The 12275-nt window shown below is 66.0% G+C and carries 9 protein-coding genes; 5 read left to right on the top strand and 4 right to left on the bottom strand.

The features are described 5' to 3' along the window. Positions 1-23: 23 nt before the first annotated feature. The gene (locus ACYVDK_RS17490; protein WP_460524134.1) at positions 24-2723 is read right to left on the bottom strand and encodes a GH116 family glycosyl-hydrolase; all 2700 of its coding nucleotides are present in this window, start codon (positions 2721-2723) and stop codon (positions 24-26) included. A 372-nt stretch (positions 2724-3095) separates the two neighbouring features. On the opposite strand from ACYVDK_RS17490, the gene ACYVDK_RS17495 reads away from it, so the two are divergent. The 3 genes from ACYVDK_RS17495 to ACYVDK_RS17505 are packed head-to-tail and all read left to right on the top strand — an operon-like array spanning position 3096 to position 6243. Beyond that, positions 3096-4427, top strand: a complete 1332-nt coding sequence (locus tag ACYVDK_RS17495; protein WP_460524136.1) for an ABC transporter substrate-binding protein — start codon at positions 3096-3098, stop codon at positions 4425-4427. Beyond that, positions 4424-5416, top strand: a complete 993-nt coding sequence (locus ACYVDK_RS17500) for a carbohydrate ABC transporter permease (RefSeq protein ID WP_460524138.1) — start codon at positions 4424-4426, stop codon at positions 5414-5416. The genes ACYVDK_RS17495 and ACYVDK_RS17500 overlap by 4 nt, the downstream gene beginning before the upstream one ends. Then, entirely contained in the window at positions 5416-6243 is an 828-nt protein-coding gene (locus tag ACYVDK_RS17505) for a carbohydrate ABC transporter permease (protein ID WP_460524140.1), read from the top strand. The genes ACYVDK_RS17500 and ACYVDK_RS17505 overlap by 1 nt, the downstream gene beginning before the upstream one ends. 40 nt (positions 6244-6283) lie before the next feature. On the opposite strand, the gene ACYVDK_RS17510 is transcribed toward ACYVDK_RS17505, so the two are convergent. Then, positions 6284-7312, bottom strand: coding sequence for a LacI family DNA-binding transcriptional regulator (locus tag ACYVDK_RS17510; RefSeq protein WP_460524142.1), 1029 nt, complete (start codon positions 7310-7312; stop codon positions 6284-6286). 203 nt (positions 7313-7515) lie between these two features. Between ACYVDK_RS17510 and ACYVDK_RS17515 the strand changes: the two genes are divergently transcribed. Then, the gene (locus tag ACYVDK_RS17515) at positions 7516-8637 is read left to right on the top strand and encodes a glycoside hydrolase family 172 protein (RefSeq protein ID WP_460524144.1); all 1122 of its coding nucleotides are present in this window, start codon (positions 7516-7518) and stop codon (positions 8635-8637) included. A 131-nt stretch (positions 8638-8768) separates the two neighbouring features. Here ACYVDK_RS17515 and ACYVDK_RS17520 read toward each other — a convergent pair whose 3' ends face one another. Then, positions 8769-9908 carry a DUF4185 domain-containing protein gene (locus ACYVDK_RS17520; protein ID WP_460524146.1) on the bottom strand — a complete coding sequence of 380 codons (1140 nt, stop codon included), beginning with the start codon at positions 9906-9908 and terminating at the stop codon, positions 8769-8771. A gap of 209 nt (positions 9909-10117) precedes the next feature. Continuing rightward, positions 10118-10615, bottom strand: coding sequence for a MarR family winged helix-turn-helix transcriptional regulator (locus tag ACYVDK_RS17525; protein ID WP_460524148.1), 498 nt, complete (start codon positions 10613-10615; stop codon positions 10118-10120). 87 nt (positions 10616-10702) lie between these two features. Between ACYVDK_RS17525 and ACYVDK_RS17530 the strand changes: the two genes are divergently transcribed. Beyond that, a complete protein-coding gene (locus tag ACYVDK_RS17530; protein WP_460524150.1) occupies positions 10703-12208 on the top strand; it encodes an FAD-dependent monooxygenase in 1506 nt (501 codons plus the stop codon). Positions 12209-12275: the final 67 nt, after the last annotated feature.

The following is a 12275-nucleotide window of genomic DNA, read 5'->3' on the forward strand; positions in this document are numbered from 1 at the left end:
TGGGTGAGCTTGGCCTGCCCTGCTCAACCAGCGGGAGGCGGTGGGGAGTGCATCTCGATCGCGCCGCCAGCATGGACGGCGACATCGGATGCCGTCAGTCGACCGAGCCGCGGATGCTCGACCTCGACAGCGCGCGCCGCCACGTGCCCGCCGAGCACGCGCATCCGCGCACCGTCGTCATCCAGTTCGAAGACGCCCCAGCCGGCACCCGTCGTGAACGGAACGCTCGCGTGGCCGCCACGGAACGCAGCCTCTGCTGGAGCCATGCTCAACCGCCCGGCCGGTGCATCCCATTGCGCTCCGGTCAGTGCAAGGAGCACGCCCCAGCTGGCCATCGACCGCGCGTAGTGGTTGCCGCACTCGGCCTCGTTCCACGGATTGCGGCGGATTCCGTCGTGCCGCGCCCTGGTGGCCCGCACGATCTCGAGGCCCTCGTCGACGAACCCCTCGTAGATGAGGTTCGTGGCGACCTGGTACTCGATGCCGGTCCACACCTCATCCGAGTAGACGAAGGGGATGCGCGGGCGCCCGCCGTTCGGCCAGGTGCAGAGCACGAGTCCCGCCTCGTCGTTCAGCGCGTACGTGCGCTGAACGCTCGCGTAGCCGTCGAAGCCGCGGCGGAAGTTGTGGCGGTGGATCGAGCGCACCGCGCTCTGCACGTGGTCGGCGGGCAGAATGTGCCCGAGACCGACCAGATGGGCGAGGGTCTGACCGAGCAGCTGATCGCTCAGGCATCCGGTGCCGTACTGGTAGCGGTGCGCGTCGACGTCGGCGAGACGCTGGTCGTAGTACTCGCCGTTGTAGAGCATGCGGTCGACGAGTTCGGATGCCGTGTCGGCCGCCCGCCCGTACCGCGCGGCCGCCTCTGCGTCGCCGAGGTGCTCGGCCATGCGAGCGGCGGCGGCGAGCGCGGTGATGAACATCGAGTTGGCCAGTGAGTTCTCGCCGTAGAACTCGATGTCGTACGTGTTGTGCTGCCGGCTGTCGAGCACGCCGTCGCCGTTGGAATCCCACGCGGTGAATGCGAAGTCGACGGCGCGTTTCGCGGCGGGCCACAGCTCCCGCAGAAAGCCGTCGTCACCGCTGAGGCGCCATTCGCGGTAGAGCCGCACGACGGCGCCCATCTGCCCGTCGACAGCGGGGTGGAACTCCAGCGGTGCTGCGTCGAACACCGAGTTGGTGCGGAACCGCATGCGCCCATCGGGCAGTGTCTCGTTCAGGAACTCGTTGCGCCGCGCATTGCGCTCCAGCGACGGGAACAGCGCGGCGAGCGTCTGGGCGTAGTTCCACACGTGCGTGCACGTGCCCTCGCAACTGCCGGCGTGATCGAAGCTGCCCTCCCACGCGGCGAATCGGCCCTCCGGCGTGCCGTCTGCGATGCGGAAGCACGTGGTGCTGCGCGCGGCGACGAGGGTGGAGGTCGCGGCATCCACCACTTCGGGCGGAAGCGTGGAGTCGTAGACAGCGTCGTGGAAGGCCCGCGTCGCGGCCTCCAGCTCGGGCAGGCGCGCGATGACGTCGGATGCGACGGCCCAGGCATCCGCGTATCGCGTCGCGTACTGGTTCTGCACGATCTCATCGGCGTGCGTGTTCGGCAGTCCGACCATTCCGTTCCACGCCTTCGGCCGGTTCGGCGTGTGCCAGGCGAGAACGAACTCGATGTCACGCGACTCTCCCGGCTTCAGCTCGCACTCGACGCAGATGCTGCCGGTGCGCAGCTTCGGCAACTCTGCCGGGGCGTCGCCCTCGAGGCTGAAGACGGGAGAGGGCTCGAGTCGGCCGGTGGCGGTGAAGGCGTCCCAGAAGAGCTGGATGCCGTCTTGCCAGAAGTCGACCGGCCAGCACGGCGTCGCCGTGACCTCGTCGGTCGTGGTGAGTGTCGCCGTACCGTAGCGCACATCGTCGGGTTCGAGCTCCGTGCCGAACGCGAGGCCGCGCATCCGCCCGTCGTCGCGGAATTCGACGGTGGGCGTCCCCGCGTACTCCGGGAACTGGAACACGTTGCGTGCGGTGATCCCCACGGGATTCGACATGGCGGCGGCGAGGTTCACGCGCATGACGTCGCCGGTCGGGTTGGTGACCGTGTAGCGGAAGACGGCGGCGGGAATGCCTGAGTCATCGGCGTCGAGCGGAACGAGCGGCGTGAATGCGGTGAGGCGCACCCGGAGGGGCAACTGTTCGTCGTCGAAGTCGACGGTCGCGATCGGATACTCGCCGCGGAACCGCGAGGACTCCAGACGCGGAAGTCCGGCGACCTTGCCGATGTGATGTCCCGAGTCGCCCTCGTGCGGCTTCTGCAGCCGGCTCTCCAGCACCCGCACGACGGCGTTCGCGACGGCCGGGTCAGCGGTGGCCGCGTCCGCGGTGGCCGGGTCAGCGGTGGCCGGGTCAGCGCTGGCCGGCTCGGCCCCGGTCGCGACAGCACCAGTCGGATCAGTACCAGTCGGAACAGCACCGGCAGGCTCTACTCGGATCGCGAAGAACGTGAACGGCAGCCAGGCACCCTTGTCGGGATGGTTCGAGATCTCCCAGTCGCGCAGCTCTCCCCTGGCGCCGATGGACACGTTGCCGGTTCCGATGCCGCCGAGCGGGAACGCGGCGACGGATGCCTCGGGGCCGAGGATCCTCGCGCCGGTCTCGCTCGCGCCGAACGAGCGCGCGACCGGATCGGCCGCGCTCTCCCGCGCATCGTCGCAGAATGCGAGAGCCTGCTGGTCGGTCATCGTCGACGTCACCCTTCGTGTAATCGGTTTCAAGTATGTTGGCACACGATGAGCGGTGCAAGCACCCGCGAGTTGCTGGCACCGAGCATCGCCCCAATGGAGCCGCTCAGGAATCGGTTGCACAAATCATCCGGATATATCGATTTCATTTCGACGACAGCTCGCACGGTCTGAGCTGTCTTGACAAGGCTCAATGCTCCATGTTTACGTGTGCGTAATCGATTTCGCGAGGAATCGTGGCAAAGACGACACGGAGTGGAAGGACTCACCTTGCAATCATCATCGGAGGGCCGCTCGATCGACCTCCACTCGGCGTGGACCCGCCGCCGAGTGCTCCAAGGAATTCTCATCTCCGCCGCTACCCCTCTCGGTGTGTCACTCCTGACCGCCTGCGGCAGCGGCACTCCCGGGCAACCGGCCGGCGGCGGGGACAGCGGCGGCCGCAAGGTCATCAACTTCTGGTCCCAGCAGTTCGAGGACTGGCAGAGCGCATGGGAGAAGAAGCACGTGGCGGCGTTCAACGCCAGCCAGAGCAAGTACAAGGTGCAGCTGTCGATCGTGCCGGCGGACGCCTGGGCACAGAAGCTCAAGGCCGCGCAAGCTGCGGGCAACGGGCCGGATGTCTACACCATCAGCTACGGCAACATCGGCTCCGCCGTCTCGACCGGCGCACTCGCGCCGCTCAACGGGCTGATCAAGTCGCAGTACCTCGACGACATCGACCCGTCGATCGCCAAGTTCGTGAGCGCGAAATCGACGCCGTCGTCCTCGCTCAAGCAGTACGCCTACCCGTGGCTCGTCGAGCCGTCCACGGTGATGTTCTATCGCAAGGACCTGTTCCAGGCGGCCGGGCTCGACCCTGACAAGCCACCGACGCGCTGGGATCAGCTGCCCGACATCGCCGCCAAGCTCAAGAAGGGCAACGTCTACGGCCTGGGCACCGCCTCGGTCGCGGCCGACCTCTCGTGGTCGAGCTGGGGACTGCAGCAGAACGCCGCAGGGCACTACCCGGTGAAGACCGACTGGTCATCGGCCGATCCCACGATCCCGCCCTACGCCAAGCTCGCCGAATTCTACGCATCGCTGTACAACAGCGGCGGGATGCCCAAGCAGGCGCTCTCCGCGTACGCGGACGGCACCCCGCTCGGGCAGGGCAAGCTCGCGATGCAGATCACCGGCTCGTGGTTCATCGGACTGCTGCGCCAGCAGTTCCCCAAGATGGAGAGCAAGATCGCGGCAGCGCCGATGGTCTCTATCGACGGCGACCAGACCCGCCCGACCGCCACGCTCGGAGGTTGGACGCTCGCCATCGACGCGAAGTCGAAGACCCAGGACGGCGCGGCCGACTTCATCACGTACCTTCTGGCTTCGGGCCAGAGCGTGATGATGGACTATTTCAAGGCCTCGGGATGGTCGAAGTACGCAGCGCGCACCTCCATCGTCAAGGCCATCGACGCCGACTCGTCTGCGCAGGCCGACCCGTTCCGCAAGATCATCACCGACGAGATCGTCAAGTACGGCGTTCCCGAGGCGACGTACCCGATCGATCTGTCGACCGACTTCGCCACCGCGATCGAGAAGTCCATGAAGGGGACGGGTGCCGATCAGGCGCTCGCGACGGCGAAACAGCAGATGAACCAGTTCATCACCAGCAACAAGCTCGCGGGTACGAACACCCAGACGAGCGTGCAGTCCGGCTCATGACGGGCGCCGTGACCGGGTCAGCGGGAACGGGAATGACGACACTGCCCAGGCGGGCGGGCGTCGCTTCGGCGACGCCCGCCCGTCGCGGTTCGAAGAAGACAGCCGGACGACGCCGTGGCCACCGCGACAACCTGATCGCCTATCTGATGCTCGCGCCGGTTGTGGTGCTGCTGATCGTCTTCGTCATCATTCCGCTGATCAGTGCCGGGTACCTGAGCTTCTTCAACTGGAGCTTCTATCGGGCCAGCGAATACGTGGGCTTGCGCAACTTCGTGAATGTGCTGCAGTCGCCCGACTTCCTCGCCTCCATCGGCCGAGGCGTGCTCTTCGCGGTGATGGTGGTCCCCACCGTGATGATCCTGGCGTTCCTGTTCGCGAACATCGCGCGCGGGCTAGGAGGGAGGATCGCCGGATTCGTCAAGACGTCGATCTATATTCCGACGATCATCTCCGGGGTGATCGTGGCCATCGTCTTCACGATCATCTACGACTACTCCGGTGGCGTGCTCAACTGGTTCCTCAGCCTGTTCGGCGTGCAGCCGATCGCGTGGCTGGCCGACCCGTCGATCGCATTGCCCGCTCTGGCCGTGCCCGAAGTCTGGATGATGTTCGGGCTGACCGCATTGATCATGCTCGCCGGGGTGCTCGACATCCCGGACAGCTACTACGAAGCGGCCGCGCTGGACGGCGCCGGGTGGTTCAAGCAGATGACGAACATCACGATCCCGTCGCTGAAGAACGTCGTTCTCTACCTGCTCATCGCCAACTTCACGGCATCCATTCAGGAGATCAACCTCCCGCTGCTGATGACACAGGGCGGCCCGCTCAACGCGACGCTGCTGCCCAACCTCTATCTCTTCAATCACTTCACCCAGGACACCTACCAGGGCCAGCCGATCGCGGGAGCCCTCCTGCTGTTCGTCGTGCTCGGTGCGATCTCGGCATCGATCTTCGCGGTCCTCAACTCAGAAAAGGCGATCGACGGCTGATGGCAATCAAGGAGCGCACATCGGTGCGGATTCCACGAATAGTGGTCGGGGTCTTCTTCGCTCTTGCCGCACTCTTCCCGCTGGCGTGGATGGCGCTTTCAGGCTTCAAGGCGAACTCGGACGTGCTGGGCACTCCGTTCACATTCTTTCCGCCCAGTTGGCACATCGAGAACTACATCAAGATCCTCACCGATCCCGACTTCTCGCGCGCCATGCTCATCACATTCGCCGGTGCGGCGATCTTCACGATCTTCTCGATCGCGATCAACTCGATGGCCGCATACGTGTTCGCCCGGCTCGACTTCTCGTTCAAGCGAACGATGTGGGTCATCGTCATCGGCACGATGTTCATTCCGAACATGGCGATCCTGCTGACGTCGTTCATCGTGGTCACCAAGCTGCACATGCTCGACACCCTGCTGGTGCTGATCCTGCCGCCACTGGCATCCGCAGCCCAGGTGTTCTTCATCCGGCAGTTCTATCTCAACATCCCGATCGCACTCGAAGAGGCGGCGCTGCTCGACGGGGCAGGTCGCTGGAAGATCTACACCCGCATCTTCCTGCCGTTGTCTCAGCCGGCCTTCGTCGTCGTGGGAGTCACGTCGTTCATGGCGTACTGGAACTCGTACGTGTGGCCGGTCATGACGATCACCAGCCCGAACCTCTTCGTCGTCGGCCAGTACCTGGCGAACTTCCGAGTCTCGCGCGGACCGGAACTCGGCCTCTTGATGGCCGGTTCGATGCTCGCTGCGCTGCCGGTGATCGTCCTCGTGCTGATCTTCCAGCGGAAGATCATCGGAAACATCAAGATCGCCGGTCTCAAGTAGCGGATGCCCGCGGTACCCGGCGACGGTACCGCGGGCGAAGTCATGCGATCGCGGCTTCCGCGTCCGACTTGTCGTTCGGCTTCGGCCCCGCCGCTCCCGGCGCCGTGAGCGTGTTGCGCAGCACGACGGTGCGCGCCGGCTGCTGGTCGCCACGGATGCGCTCCAACAGCATGGTCGCGGCCGTCACCCCGAGGTGGCGGGCCGGCAGATGCACCACGGTGATGCCCGCCGGGGCGAGGGCCGCGAACGGCAGGTCGCCGAAGCTGGCCATCCCGACGGCCGGCGGCATCTGCCTTCGTTCGATGAGCACTTGCAACGCTCCGACGCTCATCAGGTTGTTGGCGACGAACACGGCATCCGGTGGTTCCGCCATCGTCAGCAGAGTGCGCATCGCGTCGCGACCGCCGTCGACTCGGAAGTTGGTGTTGAGCAGGTACTTCTCCGGGCGGTACGCCACCTTGGCCGCCGCGATGGCGCTGCGCCAGCCGTCGGCACGAAGGATCGCCGTCTCGACATCGGCAGGGCCGGTGATGCAGGCCACGCGCTGGTAGCCCTGATCGAACAGCGCCTGGGTCGCAGCGCGCCCGCCCGCCCGGTTGTCGACCGTGACGGCATCCACCTCGACACCGTGCGGGCTGCGGTCGACGGCGACGACCGGACGTCCGCGAGCAAGCAGACTGTCGACGTTGCTGTGCTCGTCGGCCGCCGCGATGATGACGCCGCCCATGTCTTCGCTCACGGCGATCTCGAGGTACTTGGCCTCCTTCTCGCGGTCACCGTCGCTGTTGCAGAGCACGACGGAGTATCCGGCCTCGTGAGCGACGTCTTCCACACCGCGGGCGAGCGAGGTGAAGAACGGGTTCTCGATGTCGGGGATGACGAGCGCGAGCACCTCGGAGTTGCGCTTGCGCAGCGTGCGCGCCGTGCGGTTCGGCGTGAACTTCAGCTCGTCGGCGGCCTTGCGCACGAGCTTCGACTTCTCCGCCGAGACGTTCATTCCGTTGAAGACACGCGAGACGGTGGCCGGTGACACCCCGGCCAGTGCTGCGACCTCGTAGATCGTGGCCATCGACTCTTCCCACCCATGCTCGGCATCGCCCTGACGCGGCGATGTCCGTACTGTAGCGCCGCCCGTTCACCGAGTTGACACCCGGAGAAGGCGAGCCCTAGATTGATTGAAATCGATTGCAAGCCTACGGGATGTATGGCTTCGCATCCAAGGATTTCGATCAGCACCCGTATCGATTCGACAACGACGTAGAGGAGACTTACGTGACCATCGGCGACCTGGACTCGCTCGCCCGCCTTCGCCAGGTGCAGACCCGATCGATCAGCCCGGAGAACTTCGACGGGGCGGTCGGCGGCGGCGCACGGGCGACCGAAGGCACCGGTGCATCCTGCGCACGCGACCTCGGCCCGGGATGGAAGATCTCGCCGAGCGTCGACATCGCGGCGGGTGAGACGCTCGAGCTGGCGAGCATCCATGGCGCAGGCAAGATCCAGCACATCTGGATCACGACTCACACCGACAACTGGCGCACCCTGCTGCTGCGCGCCTACTGGGACGGCGCATCCGAGCCGGCGATCGAGGTGCCGTACGGCGACTTCTTCTGCAACGGCTGGGGCCGCTTCGCCCAGGTGGACTCGCAGGTCATCGCCGCGAACCCGCACGGCGGGTTCAATTCGTACTGGCCCATGCCGTTCCGCGATGGCGCGCGGCTGACCCTCGAGAACCTCTCCGACGTCACGGTGCGCGTGTACTACCAGGTCACGTACGAGATCGGCGGTGACTACTCCGGTGACGGATACCTGCACGCCCAGTGGCGCCGCAGCAACCCGCTCGACTACCTCAAGACCCACACACTGCTGGACGGCATCGAAGGCTCGGGCCAGTACGTCGGCACCTACATCGCGTGGGGTGCGAACAGCGCCGGATGGTGGGGCGAGGGCGAGATCAAGTTCTACCTCGACTCGGACGACGAGCACCCGACGATCTGCGGCACCGGCACCGAGGACTACTTCGGCGGCGCGTGGAACTTCGACGTTCCCGGCAAGGGCTACACCGAGTTCTCCACGCCCTACCTCGGCATGCCGCAGGTGATCCGGCCCGACGGCCTCTACGACAGCCAGCAGCGCTTCGGCATGTACCGCTGGCACCTGGCCGACCCGATCCGGTTCGCGCAGCGGCTGCGGGTCGACATCCAGGCGCTCGGCTGGCGCAGCGGATGGCGCTACCTGCCGCTGCGAGACGACATCGCGTCGACGTCGCTGTTCTACCTCGATCGGCCGACCGCTCGCCGCCCGAAGACGCCGAGCGCCGACGACCTGGAGGTTCACCTAGGCCGTGATGCCGTGCCGGACCTCGGCGCCACTCCGCCGCGGGTGCCCGCCTGAGCAACGTCCGGAACCCGTTTCCCCGCGAGACTGCACGCCCGCCCCGAGAGTGCGGGGTTTACCTGCTGTTTCGGGGCGGGCGTGCAGTCTCGCGGCAGGGGTGGCCCGGCGGAGGCCGGCTGGACCCTGAGCTACTTCTTCGTCAGGTCGGCGCGGTACCAGAACACGTTGTACGGGCCCCACTTGGAGAGCGTGAAGTAGATGGTGCGACCGCCGTTCCCGGTGTACTCGGGGAGCATGAAGGGCGCGTACAGTCCCGGAACATCCGTGGCCGAGACGAGTGTCTTCGGCGTGGACCACGGGCCCCACGGATGCGCGCTGTCGCTGATGAGCGCTCCGGCTCCGGCACCATCGGTGTACGTCATGAGCCAGCGCTGAAGGTAGTCGTTCCACACCACCGACAGCTCGCCGACGGTGCCGTCTGCGACCACCTTGGCGTCGCCGATGTTCGCGCTCCACTGCGGCGTGCCATCCGGTTTCGTACCGGTGAAGTAGCGATACGCGCTCTGCTTCTCGACGTCTTTCTCGGCCACCTTCATGAGCTTGACCGGGCCGAACCGGCCGTGCGTGACGCCCCAGAAGTAGAGTTCGTCGCCCACCTTCGTCACGCTCACCTGCACGAAGTTGCTGTTGCCGCCCCACCGCGGAGAGGCGAGCTTCTTCCAGGTCTGGCCGTTGTCGGTCGAGACAGCCAGGCCTGCGTAGTTCGTCTCCCACTCGCCCGGATCGCCCCAGTGCTTCACCGACATGTAGTCCAGGTACATCGCGCCGTTCGCGGCGAAGCCGTACGTCGGAATGGTCGTCATCTCGACGTCGTCGACCTTCTCCGACGAGATCAGCTCTTTGGCCCAGCCCTGCTTGTCGACGATGTAGCCGTCGAGGTGGATGCCGTCCGCCGGGTTCGTGTCGGTCGTGTACGCCATCGTGTTCGAACGCCACTCCGTTCCGCCGCCGCCGGTCATGCCGGGATCACGCTGACCGAATGTGTCGCCGAAGACGAACCAGGTCTTGCCGTCCGCCCGGAACATGGATCCGAGGTCTTGACCGGCCACCTCGAAACGGCCCGTCTTGTTCGGCGACTTCGGGCCGGTGAGTTGCGACACCTGGCGCACGTTCGTCACCCCGGCCAGCGCCGAGGGGCGGTTCTTCGTGGAGAGCATCGCGGCGGGGTCCTGGGATGAGCATCCTGCGATGACCAGGGATGCCGCGGCACCGACGGCGACGACCGCCGCCGCTCGCAGGGCACGTCGCCTCGGTTGCTTGCTCGCCATCGCAGTCCCTCCCGGGCTCTCTTCGTCGAGTGGATCGCTGCTCAGTGAAGCGCATGAAATCGGTTTCGTCAAGGGAACCACGACGCCCGGTCGACAACGCGCCAGAACCGATGGCTAGAAGGACGAAACCGATTCCACACATGCGGTGTGACGGTCGGGTCCTTGCTGCAATGCCGGTCAGATGCTCGAGGCATCGCTGGGCAACATGATCACGGCAGTGCCGGTCGAGCAGGGCGACCGACAGCCGATCGGGTTGCGCCGCCGGTGATCTCAGCGGCGGCGCTCGCCGACAGTTCGTTGAACTGCTCGACGATGCCCGCGAGAAACTCGAGCTGCTCGTCTGTGCAGACACCGAGTATGCCGCCCACTCCTGACGCCAGTCCGGCGAAGAGCTGATCGATCCGATCGTCGTATCGGCCGGTCTTGCGCACGAAGACCTTGCGTCGGTCGCCTGAATCACGCACGCGTTCGATGAACCCTTGACCCTCGAGCCGATCCAGCATCGCGCTCACCGCGCTCGCGCTGAGACCGATGGCGGATGCGATCTCGCCGGCCGTCAAGGTCGCGTCTCGCACAAGGTCAAGACACTTCAGATCGGTGAAGTGCAGGCCCAGTCGACCGGCGATCGCTGCGTGCAGCATGAGCGCGCGACCCGCCTGGACTCGCATCAGCTCGCTCACGCTTTCGACGAGTTCCGACCTTGACACGCCCCGCCTCCGTCCATACACTTCGATCCATCGAATATTTTGATCTATCGAATAGTTCACCATCCAGAAGCGTACCAAGAGGCCGTCGTGGTGCATCGTGAAGTTCCGGTCCTGATCGTAGGCGCAGGGTTGGCCGGGCTGTCGGCATCCGTCTTCCTCGGCCTGCACGGAGTAGCCTCGATGGTGGTCGACCGCCATCCTGGAACCTCTTCACAGCCGAAGGCACGGGGACAGATGCCGGCGACCATGGAAGCGCTTCGCGCGGCGGGGCTCGCGGATGCAGTCCAGAACGCCGCGCCTCCCGGTCGGCCGGAGACGACGATCGTCATCGGGCCGACCGTTGCGGGACCACCATGGCGCAGCATCACCCAGGAGATGCCCGACATGTCGATGTTCTCTCCCGAGAGCATGGGCCTGGCGAGCCAGGCAGCGGCCGAGCGCCTTCTCGCCGATCGTGCCGCAGAGCTCGGTGCCGATCTGCGTTTCAGCACTCGGTTGGAGGCGTTCAGCGAGCGCAACGATGGCGTCATCGCGGGGTTGCGCGATCTGACGACGGGCGCCGAGCTGACCGTGCACGCCGAATACGCGATCGCGGCAGACGGTTTCAAGGGCTCGATGCGAGCGGCCGCGGGCATCGGGACCCATGGTCGCGGCCTCCTGGAGGAGACGACCAGTCTCGCCTTCCGCGCCGACGTTCCGTGGGACGGCGCAGCTGTGCAGATGCATTACCTGCAGAATTCAGGCCTACCGGGTGGTTCGGCATCATTCATCTCGACGGACGAGCCCGGCCGTTATGTGTTGGGCACGAGTCTGTCAGCGGATGCCGGCGAACAGGCCGCCATCGACGTGATCCGTGCTGCCTTGGGGAACCCGGACGCGCCGGCGACAATACTTTCGCGCCAGACCTGGGCCAGTGCGTGCCAGGTCGCTGATCGCTTCTGCACGTCACGGATGTTCCTCGTCGGAGACGCGGCGCACGCCATGCCTCCCACAGGCGGACAAGGAGGCAACACTGCGATCATGGATTCGTTCCATCTGGCGTGGAAGCTCGCCGCGGTGCTCGACGGGACAGCGGGTCCCGGGTTGCTGGAGAGCCACGACGAGGAACGCCGTCCCTTCGCCGACGTGCTCGTGGAGCAGCAATACGCGGGGCTCGTGGAGCGCCTCCGACCGGGGATGAACGACGAGACCGTCGCTGCACTCATTGCTCCGGAGCGGGTGCTCTTCGGATACGCGCCGCCGACCGGAGCCTTCGTTGCAGAGCCCGGCAACGGGGAGCTCTTCGAGGATCCGGCCGCCCCGTCCGGCCGGCCGGGCACGCGGGCGCCGCACGTCGTTCTCCCCGACGGGTCATCGACCCGTTCGTGGTACGGGCGCGAATTCGTCGTGCTCGCCCCACCGGCGTTACATGCTCCGCATGTCGTCCCGCGCATCCGACACCGGCCATTGACCGCCCAGCTCGGATTCGCGCACGGCGTTTCGCAATCCGGCGCTGTACTCATCCGACCCGACGGAGTCATCGCGTGGCGCGCGGCGGATGCCGCCGCACCGCACAACGTGGCCGACGCGCTGAACCGCACGCTCGGTCGCTGACCGGTTGTCGCAGGTCATGGCTCGCTGGTCATGGCCCGATTGTCATGGCTCGCTGGTCATGGCCCGA

The sequence above is a fragment of the Humibacter antri genome, from assembly GCF_054777235.1.